The organism is Streptomyces sp. NPDC057249, from assembly GCF_042669245.1.
Taxonomy (GTDB): Bacteria; Actinomycetota; Actinomycetes; order Streptomycetales; family Streptomycetaceae; genus Streptomyces.
This window is the reverse complement of sequence record NZ_JBHUXS010000003.1, coordinates 59,668-80,901: the sequence shown is the minus strand read 5'-3', so window position 1 is coordinate 80,901 and position 21,234 is coordinate 59,668. Positions and strand designations below refer to the sequence as shown.

At 73.3% G+C, this 21,234-nt stretch carries 19 protein-coding genes and 1 pseudogene; 11 read left to right on the top strand and 9 right to left on the bottom strand.

The window, feature by feature from the left end; genetic code table 11:
• Nucleotides 1-98: 98 nt before the first annotated feature.
• Both sucC and sucD read left to right on the top strand, forming a co-directional pair.
• On the top strand, nucleotides 99-1,280 hold the full coding sequence (gene sucC / locus ACFUJY_RS06880; RefSeq protein WP_073964356.1) for an ADP-forming succinate--CoA ligase subunit beta: 1,182 nt from the start codon (nucleotides 99-101) through the stop codon (nucleotides 1,278-1,280).
• A gap of 21 nt (nucleotides 1,281-1,301) precedes the next feature.
• On the top strand, nucleotides 1,302-2,186 hold the full coding sequence (gene sucD / locus ACFUJY_RS06875) for a succinate--CoA ligase subunit alpha (protein WP_383295607.1): 885 nt from the start codon (nucleotides 1,302-1,304) through the stop codon (nucleotides 2,184-2,186).
• Between the two features lie 102 nt (nucleotides 2,187-2,288).
• Here the strand turns inward: sucD and ACFUJY_RS06870 are convergent, their stop codons facing one another.
• Nucleotides 2,289-3,599, bottom strand: a complete 1,311-nt coding sequence (locus ACFUJY_RS06870) for a helix-turn-helix domain-containing protein (protein WP_383295604.1) — start codon at nucleotides 3,597-3,599, stop codon at nucleotides 2,289-2,291.
• 125 nt (nucleotides 3,600-3,724) lie between these two features.
• Between ACFUJY_RS06870 and ACFUJY_RS06865 the strand changes: the two genes are divergently transcribed.
• Complete coding sequence (locus tag ACFUJY_RS06865) at nucleotides 3,725-5,446, top strand: DUF6350 family protein (protein ID WP_383296456.1); 1,722 nt, start codon at nucleotides 3,725-3,727, stop codon at nucleotides 5,444-5,446.
• A gap of 52 nt (nucleotides 5,447-5,498) precedes the next feature.
• Here the strand turns inward: ACFUJY_RS06865 and ACFUJY_RS06860 are convergent, their stop codons facing one another.
• Both ACFUJY_RS06860 and ACFUJY_RS06855 read right to left on the bottom strand, forming a co-directional pair.
• Nucleotides 5,499-5,669 (bottom strand): hypothetical protein, encoded by a 171-nt coding sequence (locus tag ACFUJY_RS06860; RefSeq protein ID WP_383295601.1) that lies wholly within the window; start codon nucleotides 5,667-5,669, stop codon nucleotides 5,499-5,501.
• Between the two features lie 130 nt (nucleotides 5,670-5,799).
• A complete protein-coding gene (locus tag ACFUJY_RS06855) occupies nucleotides 5,800-6,684 on the bottom strand; it encodes a hypothetical protein (protein ID WP_383295598.1) in 885 nt (294 codons plus the stop codon).
• Between the two features lie 319 nt (nucleotides 6,685-7,003).
• Here ACFUJY_RS06855 and purN point away from each other — a divergent pair, with 319 nt between their 5' ends.
• Both purN and purH read left to right on the top strand, forming a co-directional pair.
• Nucleotides 7,004-7,660 (top strand): phosphoribosylglycinamide formyltransferase, encoded by a 657-nt coding sequence (gene purN / locus ACFUJY_RS06850; RefSeq protein ID WP_383295595.1) that lies wholly within the window; start codon nucleotides 7,004-7,006, stop codon nucleotides 7,658-7,660.
• Entirely contained in the window at nucleotides 7,647-9,200 is a 1,554-nt protein-coding gene (purH, locus tag ACFUJY_RS06845) for a bifunctional phosphoribosylaminoimidazolecarboxamide formyltransferase/IMP cyclohydrolase (protein WP_383295593.1), read from the top strand. The genes purN and purH overlap by 14 nt, the downstream gene beginning before the upstream one ends.
• An 84-nt stretch (nucleotides 9,201-9,284) precedes the next feature.
• Here the strand turns inward: purH and ACFUJY_RS06840 are convergent, their stop codons facing one another.
• Nucleotides 9,285-9,866 (bottom strand): RDD family protein, encoded by a 582-nt coding sequence (locus ACFUJY_RS06840; RefSeq protein WP_383295591.1) that lies wholly within the window; start codon nucleotides 9,864-9,866, stop codon nucleotides 9,285-9,287.
• A gap of 226 nt (nucleotides 9,867-10,092) precedes the next feature.
• On the opposite strand from ACFUJY_RS06840, the gene ACFUJY_RS06835 reads away from it, so the two are divergent.
• The 3 genes and pseudogenes from ACFUJY_RS06835 to ACFUJY_RS06825 all read left to right on the top strand — a co-directional run bounded on the left by ACFUJY_RS06835 (nucleotide 10,093) and on the right by ACFUJY_RS06825 (nucleotide 12,812).
• Entirely contained in the window at nucleotides 10,093-10,962 is an 870-nt protein-coding gene (locus tag ACFUJY_RS06835; protein WP_383295588.1) for a bifunctional methylenetetrahydrofolate dehydrogenase/methenyltetrahydrofolate cyclohydrolase, read from the top strand.
• A 102-nt stretch (nucleotides 10,963-11,064) separates the two neighbouring features.
• A pseudogene (locus ACFUJY_RS06830) lies at nucleotides 11,065-11,466 on the top strand (DUF3017 domain-containing protein); the annotation flags it as partial.
• 356 nt (nucleotides 11,467-11,822) lie between these two features.
• The gene (locus tag ACFUJY_RS06825) at nucleotides 11,823-12,812 is read left to right on the top strand and encodes a malate dehydrogenase (RefSeq protein ID WP_361023876.1); all 990 of its coding nucleotides are present in this window, start codon (nucleotides 11,823-11,825) and stop codon (nucleotides 12,810-12,812) included.
• Between the two features lie 87 nt (nucleotides 12,813-12,899).
• Here ACFUJY_RS06825 and ACFUJY_RS06820 read toward each other — a convergent pair whose 3' ends face one another.
• The gene (locus ACFUJY_RS06820; protein WP_383295586.1) at nucleotides 12,900-13,622 is read right to left on the bottom strand and encodes an isocitrate lyase/phosphoenolpyruvate mutase family protein; all 723 of its coding nucleotides are present in this window, start codon (nucleotides 13,620-13,622) and stop codon (nucleotides 12,900-12,902) included.
• An 8-nt stretch (nucleotides 13,623-13,630) separates the two neighbouring features.
• Entirely contained in the window at nucleotides 13,631-14,140 is a 510-nt protein-coding gene (locus ACFUJY_RS06815) for a carboxymuconolactone decarboxylase family protein (protein ID WP_383295583.1), read from the bottom strand.
• A gap of 47 nt (nucleotides 14,141-14,187) precedes the next feature.
• On the opposite strand from ACFUJY_RS06815, the gene ACFUJY_RS06810 reads away from it, so the two are divergent.
• Nucleotides 14,188-15,594: a PLP-dependent aminotransferase family protein gene (locus ACFUJY_RS06810; RefSeq protein ID WP_383295581.1), complete on the top strand. Its 1,407-nt coding sequence runs from the start codon at nucleotides 14,188-14,190 to the stop codon at nucleotides 15,592-15,594.
• A 94-nt stretch (nucleotides 15,595-15,688) separates the two neighbouring features.
• Here ACFUJY_RS06810 and rocD read toward each other — a convergent pair whose 3' ends face one another.
• A complete protein-coding gene (rocD, locus tag ACFUJY_RS06805) occupies nucleotides 15,689-16,894 on the bottom strand; it encodes an ornithine--oxo-acid transaminase (protein WP_383295579.1) in 1,206 nt (401 codons plus the stop codon).
• 343 nt (nucleotides 16,895-17,237) lie between these two features.
• Here rocD and trpS point away from each other — a divergent pair, with 343 nt between their 5' ends.
• Together trpS and ACFUJY_RS06795 are read left to right on the top strand one after the other, a co-directional pair.
• Entirely contained in the window at nucleotides 17,238-18,251 is a 1,014-nt protein-coding gene (trpS, locus tag ACFUJY_RS06800) for a tryptophan--tRNA ligase (RefSeq protein WP_383295577.1), read from the top strand.
• A 106-nt stretch (nucleotides 18,252-18,357) separates the two neighbouring features.
• Nucleotides 18,358-18,951 (top strand): 2'-5' RNA ligase family protein, encoded by a 594-nt coding sequence (locus ACFUJY_RS06795; RefSeq protein WP_383295574.1) that lies wholly within the window; start codon nucleotides 18,358-18,360, stop codon nucleotides 18,949-18,951.
• 4 nt (nucleotides 18,952-18,955) lie between these two features.
• Here ACFUJY_RS06795 and ACFUJY_RS06790 read toward each other — a convergent pair whose 3' ends face one another.
• Nucleotides 18,956-19,744 (bottom strand): decaprenylphospho-beta-D-erythro-pentofuranosid-2-ulose 2-reductase, encoded by a 789-nt coding sequence (locus tag ACFUJY_RS06790; protein WP_383295571.1) that lies wholly within the window; start codon nucleotides 19,742-19,744, stop codon nucleotides 18,956-18,958.
• A gap of 32 nt (nucleotides 19,745-19,776) precedes the next feature.
• The gene (locus ACFUJY_RS06785) at nucleotides 19,777-21,117 is read right to left on the bottom strand and encodes an FAD-binding oxidoreductase (RefSeq protein WP_383295569.1); all 1,341 of its coding nucleotides are present in this window, start codon (nucleotides 21,115-21,117) and stop codon (nucleotides 19,777-19,779) included.
• Between the last annotated feature and the right edge of the window lie 117 nt (nucleotides 21,118-21,234).

Sequence of the window (21,234 nt, the reverse complement as noted above, 5' to 3'; positions counted from 1 at the left end):
CGTGTGCGCCTTCCTAGTGACACCGCAGTCACGTTGCCCCTCGCGGCACGCCCACGCAGAAAACCAACCGCGAGACCATTGATAAGGGACGGACGCGCGTGGACCTGTTCGAGTACCAGGCGAGGGACCTCTTCGCCAAGCACGGTGTACCGGTGCTGGCCGGTGAAGTCATCGACACGCCTGAGGCAGCCCGCGAGGCGACCGAGCGGCTGGGCGGCAAGTCGGTCGTCAAGGCGCAGGTGAAGGTCGGCGGCCGCGGCAAGGCCGGCGGCGTGAAGCTGGCGGCGAACGCCGACGAGGCGGTCGCCCGCGCGACCGACATCCTCGGCATGGACATCAAGGGCCACACGGTCCACAAGGTGATGATCGCCGAGCTGTCGCCGGAGATCGAGGCGGAGTACTACGTCTCGTACCTGCTCGACCGCACCAACCGCACCTTCCTGGCCATGGCCTCGGTGCAGGGCGGCATGGACATCGAGGAGGTCGCGGAGAAGACCCCCGAGGCCCTTGCGAAGGTCCCGGTCAACGCCGTCGACGGCGTCGACATCGCCAAGGCGCGCGAGATCGTGGCCCAGGCGAAGTTCCCGGCCGACGTGGCCGAGGGCGTCGCCGAGGCCCTGGTCACCCTGTGGGAGACCTTCGTCGCCGAGGACGCGCTCCTCGTCGAGGTCAACCCGCTGGTGAAGACCAAGGACGGCCGCATCCTGGCCCTGGACGGCAAGGTCTCGCTCGACGAGAACGCCGACTTCCGCCAGCCGGAGCACGAGGCCCTCGAGGACAAGGCCGCGGCCAACCCGCTCGAGGCCGCCGCCAAGGCCAAGAACCTCAACTACGTCAAGCTTGACGGCGAGGTCGGCATCATCGGCAACGGTGCCGGTCTGGTCATGTCGACCCTGGACGTCGTCGCGTACGCCGGTGAGAAGCACGGCAACGTGAAGCCCGCCAACTTCCTCGACATCGGTGGCGGCGCCTCCGCCGAGGTCATGGCGAACGGCCTGGAGATCATCCTGGGCGACTCGGACGTCAAGTCCGTCTTCGTCAACGTCTTCGGTGGCATCACCGCCTGCGACGAGGTCGCCAACGGCATCGTCCAGGCCCTGGAGCTGCTCAAGTCGAAGGGCGAGGACGTCACCAAGCCCCTCGTCGTGCGTCTCGACGGCAACAACGCGGAGCTGGGTCGCAAGATCCTCTCCGACGCCAACCACCCGCTGGTCCAGCGCGTGGACACCATGGACGGCGCGGCCGACAAGGCCGCCGAGCTCGCCGCGGCTGCGAAGTAAGGAAGAGGGACTCAGACCACCATGGCTATCTTCCTCACCAAGGACAGCAAGGTCATCGTCCAGGGGATGACCGGCGCCACGGGCATGAAGCACACCAAGCTCATGCTGGGCGACGGCACCAACATCGTCGGCGGCGTCAACCCGCGCAAGGCCGGCACGACCGTCGACTTCGACGGCACCGAGGTGCCCGTGTTCGGTACCGTCGCCGAGGCGATGGAGAAGACCGGCGCCGACGTGTCCGTCCTCTTCGTGCCGCCGGCCTTCGCGAAGGCCGCCGTCATCGAGGCGATCGACGCCGAGATCCCGCTCGCCGTCGTGATCACCGAGGGCATCGCCGTCCACGACTCGGCCGCCTTCTGGGCGTACGCCGGCTCGAAGGGCAACAAGACCCGGATCATCGGCCCGAACTGCCCCGGCCTGATCACCCCCGGCCAGTCCAACGCCGGCATCATCCCGGGCGACATCACCAAGCCCGGCCGCATCGGTCTCGTGTCCAAGTCCGGCACGCTGACCTACCAGATGATGTACGAGCTCCGCGACATCGGCTTCTCGTCCGCCGTCGGCATCGGTGGCGACCCGGTCATCGGTACGACGCACATCGACGCCCTCGCGGCGTTCGAGGCGGACCCCGAGACCGACCTGATCGTCATGATCGGCGAGATCGGCGGCGACGCCGAGGAGCGTGCGGCCGACTTCATCAAGGCCAACGTCACCAAGCCGGTCGTCGGCTACGTCGCGGGCTTCACCGCCCCCGAGGGCAAGACCATGGGCCACGCCGGCGCCATCGTCTCCGGCTCCTCCGGCACCGCGCAGGCCAAGAAGGAGGCCCTTGAGGCCGCCGGCGTGAAGGTCGGCAAGACGCCGACCGAGACCGCCAAGCTGGCGCGCGAGATCCTCGGCGCCTGACGCCGCCGCCGCGCTCGCGCGGCAGGGTGTCACCGTACGTACGACGCGGGCCCGCCCCCCTCACCGGGGGACGGGCCCGCGTCGTCGTGTGCGCGGACCGGTTCAGCCGGCCTCGGGCACCAGCCGGGCCGGGCCGTGGAACAGCTCGTCGCCGAGCTTCTTCCGCAGCTTGACGTCCTGCGGCGTCAGCTTCTGCGGGCCCCCGACCGGCGGCACCCCGCCGACCTTCTGGGCGGGCGCCGGGGGCGTCTCGTACTTCCGGGGAGCCGTCGCCAGGGTGATCAGCGTGAGCCCGACGATCAGCACGGTGAACGCGATGGCCGTCCGGGCCCACAGCTGAGCCTTGCGTTCGCTGCCGGTCCGGATCAGCTCGGGCACCGGCAGCGAGGAGGCGGACCGGCTGCGGGCGAGCGTGCCCAGCCGCTCGTGGAGCAGCGCGGACTGCTCGGCCGGTGTGTCCGGCTCCGCGATCTCGGGCAGCCGCTCGGCGACGGCCGCCCGCGCGGTGACCAGCCGGCCGGCCGCCGCCCGGGTGCTCGCCTCGGTCTCCGCCGCGGTCTCCGGCAGCCCGAGCCCCACACCGTCGTGCAGCACCAGCGTGCGGCGGTACGAGGGGGGCAGGGCCAGCAGCGCGTCGAGCAGTGCCCGCGAGGCCGGTGCCTCGGGCGGCGGGTCGGGGCGGCGGTGCTCCCGGTTCAGCCGGCGCCAGGGGGACATCGCGTACTCGTACGCGGCCGCCCGCACCCAGCCGACCGGGTCCCGGTCCACCGCGACCTCGGGCCACCGTTCCCAGGCCAGCTCGAACGCCTTGGTCACGGCCGCGCGGGACAGCGCGCGCTGCCCGGTCAGCAGATAGGTCTGCTGGAAGAGGGCCGAGGCGGCGTACCGGTACAACGCGTCGAACGCGGCAGCGGGTGCGCCGTCCGTGGGGTCGGCATCCGGCTCACCCGGAGGCGTCTCGGGTGCCGCGGGAGCCGTGGACGCCGCGGGCATCTCGGGCGCCTCTGCAGGCATCTGCGGCACCTGCTCAGGCACCTCAGACACCTCGGGCACCTCCGGCACCTCGGGCGCCTCAGCGTCGGCCATCTCCACGGGGGCCCCGTCCGGATCGGCCACCTCCACGGCGGCGCTCCCGGGGGCTTCGGCGGGAACCGGCGGAGGGGGCGCCGGCGGAGGGGGCGCCGGGGCGGCCGCAGCTGCCGTGTCCGTCCCGAGCAGCCGGGCGTACGCCTCCCGCTTGCGGCCGCGCGGGGTGGTGCGGCCCGTCTCCCAGGCCCGCACCGTCGCCCGCGTCACGCCGACGGCCGACGCGACCTGCTCCTCCGTCAGCGACAGGGCCTCCCGCAGTCTGCGCCGCTCCTTCGGCGAGGGCAGCGGAGGGGCGGCGGCCGTCTCGGACGTGCTCTGCGTCATGAGGGCCGCCCACGCGGCCTGCACCGGGTGAAAAAGTACATAAACGTATATTGATCGACACCCCGGCTGTTCGCCCGTTACACGAAATAAGCGCGTGTCGTTGGCAGCATGACCGCGTGACCCAAGTGACCGAACGCAGCCCCTTGTTGTCGCGGGACGAGCGGGGGCGGCCCGCCGTACTGGTCTCCGCGGCGCTGCGCGGGGCCATCGCGGCCGGGCTCGGCCTGGGATGCGTCGCCGTTCTCGTCGCCGCGCTCTGGATCAGCTCACCGGCCCCGGACAGCGGTCCGGGCGAGGCGTTCCACGCGGCGGCCGGCCTCTGGCTCCTCGCGCACGGCGCCGAGCTCGTCAGGACCGAGACGCTGACCGGGGCCCCGGCACCGGTGGGCGTCGTGCCGCTGCTGCTCTCCGTGCTGCCGGTCTGCCTGGTGCACCGGGCGGCCAGGGACGTGCTGGAGCCCGACGAGGGGCGCGGGGCCCCGTCGCCCGGGGCCGCGTTCGCCCTGGTGACGGGCGGATATCTGCTGGTCGGCGGGGCGGTCGCCCTCTACGCACGGGGCGCGTCGCTGTCCGCGCGCCCGCTCTCCCTGCTCCTCCCCGGCGCCCTCGTCGTGGCGGGCGCGGCGGCGGCCGGGGTGTGGACGGCCTGCGGGCGCCCGCTCGGGCCGCCGCCCTCCTGGGCGCCGGTGCGGCTGCACGAGGCGATGGCGCGCACCCGGTTCCTGCGGCGGGCCGACGCGGTGGGCCGGTCGGCGCTGGCCGGGACGGCGGTGCTGCTGGGCGGCGGTGCGCTGGTCGTCGCGTCGGCCCTGGTGTGGCACGGCGCACCGGTCCAGGAATCGTTCCTCCGGCTCTCCACCGACCGGGGCGGCCGCATCGCCGTACTCCTGCTGGCGCTGGGACTCGTGCCGAACGCGGCGGTGTGGGGCGCGGCGTACGGGCTGGGCCCCGGGTTCGCCCTCGGCACCGCGTCGACGGTCACCCCGCTGGCCTTCACCGGGCCCCCGGCCGTCCCCGACTTCCCGCTGCTGGCCGCGATGCCCGCCCACGGCCCGGGCGCGCCGTGGAACTGGGCGGCCGGGGCGGTCCCGGTGGCGGCGGCGCTGACGGTGGCCTGGTTCACCGTGCGGAGGGCGGTGCCCGCCGACGGCGAGCGGGAAGAGGCGTGGAGCCTGGGGGAGACCGCGCTCACCACCGCGCTCGGGGCGGTGGGCTGCGGGCTCGGCGCGGCGCTGCTGGCGGCGGCCTCCGGGGGACCGCTGGGCACGCACGCCCTGGCGGACTTCGGCCCGGTGTGGTGGCGCACCGGGGCGGCGGCGCTGGCGTGGACCACGGTCGTCGGCGTCCCCCTCGCCCTGCTGCTACGGGCCTGGCGGCTGCGCGGCCGTACGAAGGAGGAGGACGGCGAACCGGCCACGGAGAGCCGCCGGAAGGCCGCCGCGCCCGTGCCCCCGTCACCCTTGCCCGCACCCGAGTCCGCCGGGCCGGTGAGCCCCGCGTCCCCGGCCGCCCCCCACCGCCGCTGGTGGTCCCGCACCGGCGGTCGCGCCGCCGGGGAGACGGCGCCGGGGCCCGAGGAGACGTCAGCACCCGCCGTTCTCGTACCGCCGTCCGGTGGCGGCGGCGAAGAGGCGGACCTCGACGCGTACGACTTCCTGCCGACCGACCCCTGGCACGCGCGGACGCCGGCCGACGGGCCCCCGGCCCCGCAGCCGTCGGCCTCGCAGCCGTCGGCCTCGCAGCCGTCAGCCCCGCAGCCCCCGGCCCCGCACTCGTCGGCCTCGCCACCGTTGGCCCCGCGCCCGCCTGACGGTGACGACGCCCCCGGTGAGCCGGAGTCGGCCTGACCCCCGGGCGGAGCCCCGTTCCGGCGGCCGGGGATCGCGGGCGGCGCGGTCGTCAGGGCGCCATCGGCGCACCCACCGGGAGGTCCGGGTCGCGGGGGCGGAGGAAGGCCGTACGGGGGAGTGAGCCGTCACTTCGCCGCGGGCCCTGCGCCTCGCGCGGGTCGTTCGAGCCGAGGTCGCCCAGGGACACGTCCGGACCCGCCGCGTCCCAGGTGTTGCCCACGGACCGGACGGCAGGCCCGGGACGCCCCGGGCCTGCTGAAGCAGTACACCGGCCCGCAGAGCAACATCGGCCGGTGACGCACCGCGCCGGAGTCCGCGTCACCGCGGGGCCCGGCGCCGGGAGCCCTTCTTCAGTGCTTGACGCCGAAGAAGGGCTCCAGCGGCTTCGGAAGCAGGTCGTTGCAGGTCAGCTGACCCGACTTCGTGAGCGCGTCGTTCACACAGGTGTAGTAGTCGCGGTAGACCATCTGCACCGTGAACGTCGTCGCGACGATCGCCAGCGCGACCACGCCCGTCACCAGACCGCTCACCGCGGCCGTGGTCTGCTGCCGGCCCCCGCGCTGCGCGGCGAGCGTGTCCGACGCGGGACCCGTCCCGTCCGCCGCGCCCGGCGCCCCGGGGCCCGCCGCCCCACCGGGCGCACCGGCGCCCGCCGCGGGCGGCTTCGGCTTGGCGCGCAGCGCGCTGACCGCCCAGTACGTGGCGAGCGCGCCGAGCAGCAGGGCGATCTCCGAGAAGTCGAAGATCGCGAAGAAGAAGGCCCACATACCGGACAGCAGCGCGTAGCGGGCGCGGCGCTGGACGGGGTCGGTCGGGTCCCAGCGCGGGCCGGCCGGAGGTCTCTCCTGACCGCCGGGGCCGGAGGGCCGCCCGCCGAAGGAGCCGTTCTGGCGGCCGGGCTGCCGGCTGCTCCACTGGCTGCCCCACACGGGCCGGTCGTCGGAGGACCCGTTCCCGGGCCGGTCGCCGTCGCCACCGTTGGCCGAGCCGTCGGCGGAGCCGTTCGCGGAGCCGTCCGTTGAGCCGGACGGGTGGCGCGGCTGCCAGGGCTGGTCGGGCCGGCCCTCCGGCGGCGGCGCGAACGGGTTGTCGTCGTCCCGGCTCCCGGAAGAGCCGGGGGCACCGGACGAACCGGAGGAGCCGGAAGAGGACGAGGAGGAGCGCTCGCGCATCAGCAGGGTGGCCCGCTCGGGCAGCGGCTGGCGGAAGGCGGTGCGGCGGCGTCGGTCCGGCATGTGGTGAACGTCTTCCCCATCTCGTCGTTTCCGCCCGGCGGACGGTTCGCTGCCCCTGACGCTACCTTCCGGTGAGGAGACGCCGAAAGCGGGGAGCACGGGGTCCGTGACCCTCCCGGGCCCCGGCTCCGTCACCCCCGTCAGGCGGGGGTGCGGCGCGGTGCCGGTATCGTTGCTGACGGTCGGCGCGTTCGTAGGGTTCCCCGTACGGGGGAGCGTGTTTCTTTCGTACGACCGTACAAATCGCAGGCCGCCGCCCCGGTGCCGTGGTGGCGGGCCGGCCGCTTCGAACCGCTCGCACGCGAGAAAGGGCCCAGCCGTGGCCTCCCCGCTTCCCTCTGCCGCCCCGGCCCGTGTGGTCGTCCTGGTCTCCGGTTCCGGTACGAACCTCCAGGCCCTGCTCGACGCGATCGGTGACGATCCCGAGGGCTTCGGTGCCCGGATCGTCGCGGTCGGTGCCGACCGCGACGGCATCGCCGGCCTGGACCGGGCCGAGCGCGCCGGGCTCCCCACCTTCACGTGCCGCGTCAAGGACCACGCCACCCGCGAGGAGTGGGACGCCGCGCTCGCCGAGGCGACCGGTGCGCACCGGCCCGACCTCGTCGTGTCCGCCGGGTTCATGAAGATCGTGGGCAAGGAGTTCCTGGCCCGGTTCGGCGGCCGGTTCATCAACACCCACCCCGCCCTGCTCCCCAGCTTTCCCGGTGCGCACGGCGTGCGTGACGCGCTCGCGTACGGCGTGAAGGTCACCGGGTGCACCGTCCACTTCGTCGACGACGGCGTCGACACCGGTCCGATCATCGCGCAGGGCGTGGTCGAGGTGACCGAAGAGGACACCCCGGAGGGCGAAGCGGCCCTCCACGAACGCATCAAGGAAGTCGAGCGCAAGCTGCTCGTCGAGGCCGTGGGGCGGCTCGCCCGCGACGGCTATCGCATTGAGGGACGAAAGGTTCATCTCGGTCATGTCGGAGAATAAGCCCATCCGCCGCGCCCTGGTCAGCGTCTACGACAAGACGGGCCTCGAAGACCTCGCCCGCGGCCTGCACGAGGCGGGTGTCGAACTGGTCTCCACCGGGTCCACCGCCGGAAAGATCGCCGCCGCCGGTGTCCCGGTCACCAAGGTCGAGGAGCTGACCGGCTTCCCCGAGTGCCTCGACGGCCGCGTCAAGACGCTGCACCCCCGCGTCCACGCCGGCATCCTCGCCGACCTGCGCCTCGACGCGCACCGCGAGCAGCTGGCCGAGCTGGGCGTCGAGCCGTTCGACCTGGTGGTCGTCAACCTGTACCCGTTCAAGGAGACCGTCGCCTCCGGCGCCAGCGCCGACGAGTGCGTCGAGCAGATCGACATCGGCGGCCCGTCCATGGTCCGCGCCGCCGCCAAGAACCACCCCTCCGTGGCCGTCGTCACCAGCCCGGAGCGGTACGCCGACGTGCTCGCCGCGGTCGGGGCGGGCGGCTTCGACCTGGCCGCCCGCAAGCGGCTCGCCGCCGAGGCGTTCCAGCACACCGCCGCCTACGACGTGGCCGTCGCCGGCTGGTTCGCCGACGGCTACGCCGCCGCCGACGACTCCGGCTTCCCGGACTTCTTCGGTACGACGTACGAGCGCCAGGACGTCCTGCGCTACGGCGAGAACCCGCACCAGCCCGCCGCGCTCTACACCTCGGGCACCGGCGGCCTGGCCGGTGCCGAGCAGCTGCACGGCAAGGCGATGTCCTACAACAACTACACGGACACCGACGCCGCCCGGCGTGCCGCGTACGACCACGCCGAGCCGTGCGTCGCGATCATCAAGCACGCCAACCCGTGCGGGATCGCCATCGCCGACGACATCGCCGAGGCGCACCGCAACGCCCACGCCTGCGACCCGCTGTCGGCGTACGGCGGTGTCATCGCGGTCAACCGTCCGGTGACCGTCGCCCTGGCCGAGCAGGTCGCGGAGATCTTCACCGAGGTCATCGTCGCCCCGGCGTACGAGGACGGCGCGGTCGAGGTCCTGTCCCGCAAGAAGAACATCCGCGTGCTCCGCTGCCCCGAGGCCCCGTCCGCCGAGGTCGAGGTCAAGCCGATCGACGGCGGCGCGCTGCTCCAGGTCACCGACCGCCTCCAGGCCGAGGGCGACGACCCGGCCAACTGGACGCTCGCCGCGGGCGACGCGCTCTCCGCCGAGGAGCTGAAGGAGCTCGCCTTCGCGTGGAAGGCGTGCCGGGCGGTCAAGTCCAACGCCATCCTGCTCGCCAAGGGCGGCGCCTCGGTCGGCGTCGGCATGGGCCAGGTCAACCGGGTCGACTCCGCGAAGCTGGCCGTCGAGCGCGCGGGCGAGGAGCGGGCCGCCGGCTCCTACGCGGCGTCCGACGCCTTCTTCCCCTTCCCGGACGGGCTGGAGATCCTGACCGCGGCCGGCGTCAAGGCCGTGGCCCAGCCGGGCGGTTCGGTCCGCGACGAGCTGGTGGTCGAGGCCGCGAAGAAGGCCGGCGTGACGATGTACTTCACGGGCACCCGGCACTTCTTCCACTGAGCCGGTTCGCCCCCGTACGCCCGAGGGCCGTAACCCCGCGCGCTACGCGTGGGGTTACGGCCCTCGGGCCTGTCCGACGGCCGGTCAGCCGACGCGCACCACGACGGTGGAGCAGACCTTGTCCGCGAACGTCTGGTTCTTGGAGTCCCACAGCGGCCACAGCCAGCCGAGGTAGCAGGCGATGCTGTCCAGGAAGTGCGCTATCTGGCGGACGAACGCCATGCCGAAGCCGAGCGGCCGGCCGTCCGCCTCACGCAGCAGGCTGATGCCGAGGGCCTTCTTGCCGATCCACTGACCGGTCGTGCCCTCCTTGTACAGCTTGAAGAGGAAGCCGCCGATGCACACGAGGATGCCGAGGCCCATGAGCGCGGCGCCCGCGCCGCCGCCCACGGCACCGCCGATGCCCAGGAGGATGCCGTACGGGACACCGATGACGATGATGTCGACCAGGTACGCGCCGACGCGGCGTCCCCAGCTCGCCAGCGGCGGACGGGCGCCGTAACCGGGCTGCTGGCCGTAGTCGCCGCCGGGCACCGGCGGGGCCGCCGGGTAGCCGTAGCCCTGCTGCGGCACGCCCTGCGGGGCCTGGGGGTAGCCGTAGCCCGGCTGCGGCTGACCGGGCTGCTGCCCGTAGGGGTTGTTCGGGTTCGGGTCGCCGAAGCTCATGGGCGTTCCTCCAACAGACGTACGGGGACGGTGCGGCCGCACGGAGGAAGAGAAAACGTCAGCGGTCCAGCCCCCCGGTTACTGCTGCGGCACAGCGGCCTTCATCGTTATAAGCAGTTAGTACGTTTGTCCAGCCGCAGCTCAAGAAGTTGTCCAAGTGCAACCTTGCGTCCACGCCTGGTACCTGATTGGTCCGAGGGTGGGGTCATCCGGGAGTATGGGGACCATGACTGCCCAGATTCTCGATGGCAAGGCCACCGCAGCCGCGATCAAGTCCGATCTGACCGCCCGCGTGGCGGCCCTCAAGGCCCGGGGCGTCACGCCCGGCCTGGGAACCCTGCTGGTCGGGGACGACCCTGGCAGCAGGTGGTACGTGAACGGCAAGCACAAGGACTGCGCGCAGGTCGGCATCGGCTCCATCCAGCGCGAACTGCCCGACACCGCCACGCAGGAGGAGATCGAGGCGGTCGTCCGCGAGCTCAACGACGACCCCGCCTGCACGGGCTACATCGTGCAGCTGCCCCTGCCCAAGGGAATCGACACCAACCGCGTCCTGGAACTGATGAATCCGGCCAAGGACGCCGACGGCCTGCACCCGATGAACCTCGGCCGCCTGGTGCTCAACGAGACCGGCCCGCTGCCGTGCACCCCGCAGGGCGTCGTCCAGCTCCTGCGCCACCACGGCGTCGAGATCAACGGCGCCCACGTCGTGGTCGTCGGACGCGGTGTCACCATCGGGCGGTCCATCCCGCTGCTGCTCACCCGCAAGTCGGAGAACGCCACGGTGACCCAGTGCCACACCGGCACCCGGGACCTGGCCGCCCACCTGAAGCAGGCGGACATCATCGTCGCCGCTGCGGGCGTGCCGCACATCATCCGGCCCGAGCACGTGAAGCCGGGCGCCGCCGTCCTGGACGTCGGCGTCAGCCGCGACGAGAACGGCAAGATCGTCGGCGACGTCCACCCCGGCGTGGCCGAGGTCGCCGCCTGGATCTCGCCGAACCCGGGCGGTGTCGGCCCGATGACCCGCGCCCAGCTGCTCGTCAACGTGGTCGAGGCCGCCGAGCGCGACGCCGCGGCCGTCTCCGCCGGCTGACCCGTGGCTGCTGGTACGAGTCCGGACACCGGCTCCACGGAGGAGGCCGGCGCGACCGGGTCCACGGCGGTCTCCTCCGAGCCCTCCGGCACCGCCTCCGCCGCCACCCGGCGGTCCCGGCGGTTCTCGCTGACCCGGGACACCGCGCGGCCCGAGGGCGGCGGGCGGGCGGCCGGCGGTGACGCGCCGGCGCCGGCCCGGCAGTGGCCGCTGCTCACGGTGCTCTGCACGGCCGGCACCGGGCTGCTGATCGTGGCGGCCGATCCGTTCGAGGAGGCCTTCCGCGTCGGCACGATACTGATCGGCGTCGCCCTCGTCCTGGGCGCGGTCCTGCGCGTCACCGTCCGGTCGGTGGGCATGCTCGCGGTGCGGTCCCGCTTCACCGATCTGGTGACGTACGGCCTGCTCGGCGTCCTCATCGTGCTGCTCGCGCTGGTCGCGCAGCCGCAGCCGTGGCTCGACATCCCGTTCCTGGAGGACGCGGTCCACTTCACGGTCCGCTGACCCGCGCTCCGCGGAGCGGAAGAAGCCGGTGGCCGTCCCCTCCCCCGAGAAGGGACGGACACCGGAGGCGGGGCAACCCGGAGCGCGTGGCTCCCGAAGCGGCGGTCGAGCGGCCTTGCCCCGTCCTGCGTCCAGCCTTGTTGACGGCCCTCACCCGTTCAAGGGATGGCTGTTCCCTGTGGCACGGAAGTGACCATTCCGCCATGGTGTGATCGACAGGCAACGGGGGCCGGGCGGCCGTGGCGTTCCGGGTCGGATAGCCTGGCCGACGGATATCTCTTCACATCAAGATTCAGGGAGATGTCCCGCACCAGGGGCCAGGAGCCCGGACCGCCAGCTGTCTAACGGAGATCGCCATGACCCGCACTCCCGTGAATGTCACCGTGACCGGCGCAGCCGGCCAGATCGGCTACGCACTGCTCTTCCGCATCGCCTCCGGCCACCTGCTCGGCCCGGACGTGCCGGTCAACCTGCGTCTCCTGGAGATCCCCCAGGGGCTGAAGGCCGCCGAGGGCACCGCGATGGAGCTCGACGACTGCGCCTTCCCGCTGCTGCGCGGCATCGAGATCACCGACGACGCGAACGTCGGCTTCGACGGTGCGAACGTCGCCCTGCTCGTCGGCGCCCGCCCCCGCACCAAGGGCATGGAGCGCGGCGACCTGCTCTCCGCCAACGGCGGCATCTTCAAGCCGCAGGGCAAGGCGATCAACGACAACGCCGCGGACGACATCAAGGTCCTCGTCGTCGGCAACCCGGCCAACACCAACGCGCTCATCGCGCAGGCCGCCGCCCCGGACGTCCCGGCCGAGCGCTTCACCGCGATGACCCGCCTGGACCACAACCGCGCGATCTCGCAGCTGGCCGCCAAGACCGGTGCCGCCGTCTCCGACATCAAGAAGCTGACGATCTGGGGCAACCACTCGGCCACCCAGTACCCGGACATCTTCCACGCCGAGGTCGCCGGCAAGAACGCCGCCGAGCTGGTCGACGACGAGGCGTGGCTGGCCGACTCCTTCATCCCGACCGTCGCCAAGCGCGGCGCCGCGATCATCGAGGCCCGTGGCGCGTCCTCCGCCGCCTCCGCCGCCAACGCCGCCATCGACCACGTGTACACCTGGGTCAACGGCACCGCCGAGGGCGACTGGACCTCGATGGGCATCCCGTCGGACGGCTCCTACGGCGTCCCCGAGGGCATCATCTCGTCGTTCCCGGTCACCACGAAGAACGGCACCTACGAGATCGTCCAGGGCCTGGACATCAACGAGTTCTCCCGTGCGCGCATCGACGCCTCGGTGAAGGAGCTCACCGAGGAGCGCGACGCGGTCCGCGAGCTCGGCCTGATCTGAGACCCCCCGGGGTCACGCACACGCCCCCGGCAGCCGCAGCGCTGCCGGGGGCGTGTGTGCGTCGGGGGGCGTGTGTGCGTCAGGCGGTCAGAGTCCGGCCGTGATCTCCCGCAGCGCGGCCATGGCCCGCCGCTGGAGGCCCGGCCCGAAGGTGATCCGGGTCGCGCCCAGCTCACCGAGGCGGCCCGGCCCCGGCCCGTCCGGCCGGGCCAGCGCGTTCAGCGGCAGCCCGGGCAGCGCACCGGCCAGCGGCCCGAACGCCTCGGGCGGGGCCAGGATCGGATAGACGCAGTCCGCGCCCGCCGCCGCGTAGAGCCGCGCCCGGCGCAGGGTCTCCGCCGCCGGGTCCACCCCGTCCGGGACACCCGTGACGTACGTGTCGATCCGGGCGTTCACGAAGAGCGCGTCCCCGGCCGCCGCCCGCACCGCGGCCAGCCGGTCCGCCTGCGCTCCGGCGTCCAGCAGGACCCCGTCCACGGTGTCCTCCAGGTTGCAGCCGACCGCCCCGGTCGCGAGCAGCCGCTCCACCAGCTCGCCGGGCGCCAGCCCGTATCCGGCCTCGATGTCGGCGGAGACCGGTACGGAGACGGCGCGGGCGATCCGGGCCACCGCCGCGAACATCTCGGCGGCGGGCGTCGAGCCGTCCTCGTGACCCAGGGACGCGGCGACCCCCGCGCTCGGCGTGGCGAGCGCGGGGAAGCCGGCGTCCGCGAAGACCTGGGCGCTCGCGGCGTCCCACGGACCGGGCAGGACCAGGGGGTCGCCGGGGGCGCGGCCGTGGTGCAGGGCCCGCAGGCCCGACGCGGTCACCGGGCCGCTCAGCCGTGGTCGCCGGGCGTGTAGTGGCCCGGCACCATGCGGGTGGACACGGCGAACCGGTTCCACGCGTTGATCGTGATGATCGCGGCGATGAGGTGGGCCAGCTCCTCCTCGCCGAAGTGCTTCGCGGCCCGGGCGTACACCTCGTCCGGCACGAAGCCGTCGGTCAGCACGGTCACCGCCTCGGTCAGCTCGATCGCGGCGATCTCCTTCGGCGTGTAGAAGTGCTGCGACTCCTCCCACGCGCTGAGCTGGATGATCCGCTCCAGCGACTCGCCCGCCGCGAGCGCGTCCTTGGTGTGCATGTCCAGGCAGAACGCGCAGTGGTTGATCTGCGAGGCGCGGATCTTCACCAGTTCGGCGATCACCGGGTCGATGCCCCTGCGGGAGGCGGCGTCCAGCCGGGCCATCGCCTTGTAGACGTCGGGGGCGTGCTGCGCCCACGCCAGCCGCGGGGTGTGCTCGGGGCAGTAGCCGGAAGTGTCGTTGCTGTTCTCGTTCGTCGTCATGCCCTCAACGCTACGGGGAGAGTGGCGCAGCGGTATGGTCCATTCGCATGACAGACGCCTGGGCCACTTTCGGTGCCGACCTCCACATCGACCCGACCGGTTCGTCCGGTCTGCGGGCCGGTCTGATGGACGCCCTGCGCGAGGCCGTCCGCACCGGCCGCCTGACGCCCGGCACCCGTCTGCCGTCGTCCCGCACTCTCGCCGCCGACCTCGGCATCGCCCGCAACACCGTCGCCGACGCCTACGCGGAGCTGGTCGCCGAGGGGTGGCTCACCGCCCGCCAGGGCTCCGGCACCCGGGTGGCCCGCCGCGCCGACCCCCGGCCCCCGGCGACGCCCGAGGCCCCCCCGGCCAGACCGCCGCGCGGCGCACCGGCGTACAGCCTGAAGCCGGGCACCCCCGACCTGGCCACCTTTCCGCGCGCCGAGTGGCTGAAGGCCGCCCGGCGCGCCCTGTCCGCCGCGCCGAACGACGCGTTCGGCTACGGCGACCCGCGCGGCCGGACCGAGCTGCGCACCGTCCTCGCCGAGTACCTGGCCCGGGCGCGCGGCGTGTACGCCGACCCGGACCGGATCATCGTCTGCTCCGGATTCGTGCACGCCCTGATGCTGCTCGGCAAGGTGCTCCGCGAGCGCCGGGTGCGGGAGGTGGCCGTCGAGTCGTACGGCCTCGGCGTCCACACCCGCCTGCTCACCGACGCCGGGCTCCGCATCCCCTGCCTGCCGCTCGACGAGTCCGGCACCCGGACCGGTGAACTGCACACCCTGCGCCACGCGGGCGCGGTCCTGCTGACCCCGGCGCACCAGTTCCCCACGGGGGTCCCGCTCCACCCGGACCGGCGGGCGGCGGCCGTTGACTGGGCCCGGTCCACCGGCGGGCTGATCCTGGAGGACGACTACGACGGCGAGTTCCGCTACGACCGCCAGCCGGTCGGCGCCCTCCAGGGCCTGGACCCGGAACGCGTCGTCTACCTGGGCACCGCCAGCAAGTCCCTGGCACCGGGGCTGCGGCTCGGCTGGATGGTGGTGCCGCGCGCCCTGGCCGCCGCGGTCGCCCGGGCGAAGGGGGCGAGCGACTGGGCGCCGGGCGCGCTGGACCAGCTGACGCTCGCGGAGTTCATGGCCTCGGGGGCGTACGACCGGCACGTGCGGTCCATGCGGCTGCGCTACCGCAACCGCCGCGACCAGCTCGTCGCGGCGCTGGCCGAACGCGCCCCGCAGATCCGGGTCAGCGGGATCGCCGCCGGGCTGCACGCCGTCCTCGAACTCCCGGAGGGCAGCGAGGCCGAGGTGATCCGGGCGGCGGCCTGGCAGGGCCTCGCGGTCGAGGGCCTGGCCTTCTACCGCCACCCGGACGCCGGCCTGAAGCGCGAGGCGCTGGTCATCGGCTACGGCACCCCGACGGACAGCGCCTGGGCGGGGACGCTGGAGGCGCTGCTGCGGGTGCTGACCTGAGGGGCGGCGCCCCGGGCCACGCACCCGGCGCGCGCCCGGCCCCCGGACCGCGATCCCGGCGCGCGCCCCCGGGCCGCGCCCCCGCCGCCCCGGTTCAGCCCCGCAGGACCTCCCGCAGCTGTTCGAGTCCCCAGTCCAGGTCCTCCTTGCCGATCACCAGCGGCGGCGCGATCCGGATCGTGGAGCCGTGGGTGTCCTTCACCAGGACCCGGCGCTCCATCAGCCGTTCGGAGATCTCGCGGCCCGTGCCCAGCTCCGGTTCGATGTCCACGCCCGCCCACAGCCCGCGTCCCCGGACGGCCTGCACCGTGCCCCCGCCCGCCAGGAGCCCCAGCTCGTGGTGGAGGTGGTCGCCCAGCTCGGCCGCGCGCTGCTGGTACTCGCCGGTGCTCAGCATGTCGATGACCTCCAGCGCCACCGCGCAGGCCAGCGGGTTGCCGCCGAACGTCGAGCCGTGCTCCCCGGGGCGGTACACCCCGAGCACGGCCGCCGACGACACCACGGCCGACACCGGCACCACACCGCCGCCGAGGGCCTTGCCGAGCAGGTACACGTCCGGCACGACGCCTTCGTGCTCGCAGGCGAAGGTCCTCCCGGTCCGGCCCAGACCGGACTGGATCTCGTCCGCGACGAACAGCACGTTCCGTTCACGGGTCAGCTCCCGCACCCCGGCGAGGTAGCCGGGCGGCGGCACCAGCACGCCCGCCTCGCCCTGGATCGGCTCGATCAGCACGGCCACGGTGTTCTCCGTCATGGCCTCGCGCATCGCGGTGAGGTCCCCGTACGGCACGATCTCGAACCCCGGTGTGTACGGGCCGAAGTCGGCGCGGGCCTCCGGGTCCGTGGAGAAGCTGATGACCGTGGTGGTGCGGCCGTGGAAGTTGTCGGCGGCGACGATGATCTTCGCCATGCCGTCCGGGACGCCCTTGACCCGGTAGCCCCACTTGCGGGCCGTCTTCACCGCGGTCTCGACCGCCTCCGCCCCGGTGTTCATCGGGAGCACCATCTCCATGCCGCACAGCTCCGCCAGGCGCGTGCAGAAGTCGGCGAACCGGTCGTGGTGGAAGGCCCGGGAGGTGAGCGTCACCCGCTCCAGCTGCGCCCGCGCCGCGTCGATCAGCCGGCGGTTGCTGTGGCCGAAATTGAGCGCCGAGTATCCGGCGAGCATGTCGAGGTAGCGGCGGCCCTCGACGTCGGTCATCCAGGCCCCGTCCGCCGTGGCGACGACGACGGGCAGCGGGTGGTAGTTGTGCGCGCTGTGCGCCTCGGCGGAGGCGATGGCGTTTTCCGTGGTCGACACGGGATCTCCGATCGTCGTGCGGCGTGAGCCGGGGTTGGGGGGTGCCTCGCCGCCCAGGGGCGGGTCCGCGACGCCTGGCACGGCACCTCGCGGCGTTGCCGAAACGCCCTAATCGCTCCGCGATGAGGACGCTCCGGCGCCTTGCGATGCACCGCACCAGACGCCGCGGCCTGTCCGCCCCTGGGCGGCGAGGCACCCCCGGGCCCACTTTGTATCGTCGGTCGGTTCGTCCGCGAGGAAACCTTCGGTTCACGGCGCGCCCGGAAAATCCGCGGCGCGGGCCCGTCGGGCGATTCCTTCACCGGGCGCCCGGGAAGGGCCGTACACCTGAGACAATGAGCCCATGGCCTCTGAACGTCCCCGCGTGCTCTCCGGAATCCAGCCCACCTCCGGCTCGTTCCACCTCGGCAACTACCTCGGCGCCGTCCGCCAGTGGGTGGCCCTGCAGGAGTCCCACGACGCCTTCTACATGGTGGTCGACCTGCACGCCATCACCGTCGCGCAGGACCCCGCGCAGCTGCGGGCCAACACCCGGTTCGCCGTGGCCCAGCTGCTCGCCGCAGGGCTCGACCCCGAGCGCTGCACGCTGTTCATCCAGAGCCACGTGCCCGAGCACGCCCAGCTGGGCTGGGTGATGAACTGCCTGGCCGGGTTCGGCGAGGCGTCCCGCATGACGCAGTTCAAGGACAAGTCCGCCCGGCACGGCGCCGACCGCACCACGGTCGGCCTCTTCACCTACCCGATGCTGATGGTCGCCGACATCCTGCTCTACCAGGCCGACCAGGTCCCGGTGGGCGAGGACCAGCGCCAGCACCTGGAGCTGACGCGTAATCTCGCCGAGCGGTTCAACAGCACCTACGGCGAGACCTTCACCGTCCCGGACCCGTACATCCTCAAGGAGACGGCGAAGATCTACGACCTCCAGGACCCGTCCTCGAAGATGAGCAAGTCGACGGCGAACCCGAAGGGTCTGATCAACCTCCTGGACGAGCCGAAGACCACCGCCAAGAAGGTGAAGAGCGCCGTCACCGACACCGACACGGTGATCCGCTTCGACCGGGCCGAGAAGCCCGGCGTCAGCAACCTGCTCAGCATTTACTCGACGCTCACCGGTGCCTCGGTGCCGGAGCTGGAGCAGAAGTACGAGGGCAAGGGCTACGGCGCGCTGAAGACGGACCTCGCCGAGGTCATGGTCGACTTCGTCACACCGTTCCGGACGAAGACGCAGGAATATCTGGACGACCCGGAGACGCTGGACTCCATCCTGGCCGCGGGCGCCGAGAAGGCGCGGGCCGTGGCCGCCGAGACCCTGGCGCTCACCTACGACCGGATGGGCCTTCTGCCCGCCAAGCACTGAGTCCAAGGACCCTGGCGGCACAGGGCCCGCAGGCGGCACACTTGCGGCGTGATGCTTGCGGCCGTCAGTGGCTGAAAACAGACCACCGAGGATTGAGGAGAACGACGTGGGGACCGTAACGCTCGGCGTTTCGATCGCGGTCCCGGAGCCCTACGGCAGCCTGCTCCAGGAGCGCCGCGCGAGCTTCGGGGACCCTGCCGCACACGGCATTCCCACCCACGTCACCCTCCTGCCGCCGACCGAGGCCCTGGCGGCCGACCTGCCCGCGATCGAGGCGCACCTCGCCTCGATCGCGACCGGCGGCCGGCCCTTCCCGATGCGGCTGTCCGGCACGGGCACCTTCCGCCCGCTGTCGCCGGTCGTCTTCGTCCAGGTGGTCGAGGGCGCCTCGGCGTGCGCCTGGCTCCAGAAGCGGGTACGGGACGCCTCCGGGCCCCTGGTGCGCGAGCTCCAGTTCCCGTACCACCCGCACGTGACCGTCGCCCACGACATCCCCGAAGCGGCGATGGACCGGGCGTACGAGGAGCTCGCCGACTACGAGGCGTCCTGGATCTGCGGCTCCTTCGCGCTGTACGAGCAGGGCCGGCTGGACCGCGTCTGGCGCAAGATCAACGAGTTCCCGTTCGGCGCGGGCGGCACGGGCCCCGCCGTCCCCGCGCAGAGCGGCAGCACCCTGGACGCCCCCTCGCTGCACCCGTAAAGGGTCACACCGGCAGCCGCCGGAACAGCGGCCGGGGCACGTGCCGCAGCGCGGACATCACCCCGCGCAGCGCCCCCGGCACCCACACCGTCTCCGAACGCCTCCGCAGCCCGGCCACGATCGCGTCGGCCACCGCCCCCGGCGTCGTCACCAGCGGCGTCCGGGTGAACGGGATCGTCGCCAGCGGCCCCCCGGCCCCGCGCACCGCCGCCGCGTCCGGGACCACGAGCCCGGGCCGCACCACCATCACGTGCACCCCCGTGCCGTGCAGCGCGTCGCCGAGGCCCTGCGTGAAGACGTCCAGGCCCGCCTTGCTCGACCCGTAGATGAAGTCCGCGCGCCGGGCCCGCTCACCGGCCACCGAGGACAGCACCACCAGCGAACCGTGCCCCTGCGCCTGGAGCGCGCCCGCGCACACCAGTCCGGCGGAGACCGCGCCGGTGTAGTTCGTCTGCGCCACCCGGACCGCCGCGAGCGGTTCCTCCTCGTCGCGCTCCTGGTCGCCCGGGATGCCGAAGGCGAGGAGCACCATGTCGATGTCGCCCTCGGTGAAGATCTTGCCCAGGACCGTTTCATGGGACTCGGTGTCCAGCGCGTCGAACGCCACGGTCTGTACGTACGCCCCCCGGTGGCGCAGGTCCTCCGCCGCCGCCTCCAGGGCGGGGGAGGGCCGGCCGGCCAGCCAGACCGTGCGGGTGCGGTGGGCGATCAGCCGGCGTGCGGTGGCGAGCCCGATCTCCGACGTGCCGCCGAGGACGAGCAGGGACTGCGGGGCACCGAAGGCATCCTTCACGGGAACGCTCCTTGCAGGGGGGAAGAGGGGGTCTACAGCGACAGCCGGCGGGACAGGTCCGAGCGGAACGCCCCGTTCGGGTCCAGTTCGGCCCGCAGCGCCCGGAAGTCGGGCAGCCGCGGGTACATCGCGGCGAGCGCGTCGGGGCGCAGCCGGGCGTCCTCGGTCAGGGAGACCCGGCCGCCCGCCGCCGCCACCTCCTCGTCCAGCGCATCGAGGAAGCGGGCCAGCCCCGGCAGCCCGGCCGGCAGGTCGAGGGAGAGGTGCCAGCCGGGCGCGGGGAACGACAGCCAGCCGGGGCCGCCCTCGCCGCACCGCCTGAGCACCGCCCGGAAGGACGGACAGCGGCTGCGGGCGATGCGCCCGACGATCCGCCGCAGCGTCTCCTCCTGCCCGTGGCCGACCAGGAACGCGTAGTGGATGCGGCCGCCCGTGGGGGAGACGCGATTGCTGTGCGGCCGGGCGTCCAGGGCGCGGAAGAAGGTGCCGAGCGGCTGGAGTTCACCGGCGCGCGACCGGGGTGCGGAGCGGTAGCCGATCTCGTTGAGCGCGGTGGCGGCCAGCCGGCCGAAGAGGCGGGGCAGCAGCGGCGGCGCGGCCGGGCGGCGCGCCGGGCCGAGCGCGAGCGCGGTGCGCCGGGTGCGCTCCGGGAGCGCGCGCACCGGGACGTGGTCCGCGCGGACCAGGACGCCCCGGCCGGTGGCCCGGCCCCGGGCGGTGAGGTCGATCCGGGCGTACTCGTAGGGCCGGTGGCCGCGCGCCATCCGGGCCAGCAGGTCGTCCAGGCCGGCCGCCCGCTCGGTGTCGACCGCCATCAGGGCCGTGGTGACGGGCCGGAACCGCAGTGTGGCCGAGAGGATGACCCCGGTCAGGCCGAGACCGCCGGCGGTCGCGTCGAAGAGTGGGGTGCCCGGGCGCACCGTACGCGCCTCGCCGTCGGCGGTGAGCAGCGTGAACTCCGTGACGTGCCGGGAGAAGGAGCCGGCCGCGCGGTGGTTGTCGCCGTGCCCGTCCGAGCCGATCGCGCCCCCCACCGTGACGTAACGCCCGCCGGGCACCACCGGCGGGAACCAGCCGAGCGGAAGCATCACCTCGCGCAGCCGGTGCAGTGTGGTGCCCGCGTCGCAGACCACCAGGCCGGCCGCCGCGTCGATGGCCCGGACGCGGTCGAGCGCCGTCATGTCGAGGACCGAACCCCCGGCGTTCTGCGCCGCGTCGCCGTGCGTCCGGCCCAGGCCCCGGGCGATCGAGCCGCGCGGCCCGCAGCCCAGCACGGTCGCCGCGGCCTCCTCGTGACTACGGGGGCGGAAACGCAGCGCGGTCGTCGGGGCGGTGCGGCCCCAGCCGGTCAGGGACACGGTGTCGACAGACATGAGGGTGACCGTATCGCCCGGGATAACACCTTTGAGGGATTTGTTACAACACTCACCGAAATGGGTGATTGAGGGCCCGTCATCCTCCGCACCCGGCACCGGGCTTCGGTTTTCGCG

Bases quoted from the DNA above. Each gene is read 5' to 3' on its own strand.
- ACFUJY_RS06840 (WP_383295591.1), bottom strand. From the start codon at position 9,866: ATGAGCTTCGGCGACCCGAACCCGAACAACCCCTACGGGCAGCAGCCC.
- trpS (WP_383295577.1), top strand. From the start codon at position 17,238: ATGGCCTCTGAACGTCCCCGCGTGCTCTCCGGAATCCAGCCCACCTCC.
- ACFUJY_RS06785 (WP_383295569.1), bottom strand. From the start codon at position 21,117: ATGTCTGTCGACACCGTGTCCCTGACCGGCTGGGGCCGCACCGCCCCG.
- ACFUJY_RS06825 (WP_361023876.1), top strand. From the start codon at position 11,823: ATGACCCGCACTCCCGTGAATGTCACCGTGACCGGCGCAGCCGGCCAG.
- ACFUJY_RS06815 (WP_383295583.1), bottom strand. From the start codon at position 14,140: ATGACGACGAACGAGAACAGCAACGACACTTCCGGCTACTGCCCCGAG.
- ACFUJY_RS06870 (WP_383295604.1), bottom strand. From the start codon at position 3,599: ATGACGCAGAGCACGTCCGAGACGGCCGCCGCCCCTCCGCTGCCCTCG.
- ACFUJY_RS06835 (WP_383295588.1), top strand. From the start codon at position 10,093: ATGACTGCCCAGATTCTCGATGGCAAGGCCACCGCAGCCGCGATCAAG.
- sucD (WP_383295607.1), top strand. From the start codon at position 1,302: ATGGCTATCTTCCTCACCAAGGACAGCAAGGTCATCGTCCAGGGGATG.
- ACFUJY_RS06855 (WP_383295598.1), bottom strand. From the start codon at position 6,684: ATGCCGGACCGACGCCGCCGCACCGCCTTCCGCCAGCCGCTGCCCGAG.
- ACFUJY_RS06810 (WP_383295581.1), top strand. From the start codon at position 14,188: ATGACAGACGCCTGGGCCACTTTCGGTGCCGACCTCCACATCGACCCG.
- purH (WP_383295593.1), top strand. From the start codon at position 7,647: ATGTCGGAGAATAAGCCCATCCGCCGCGCCCTGGTCAGCGTCTACGAC.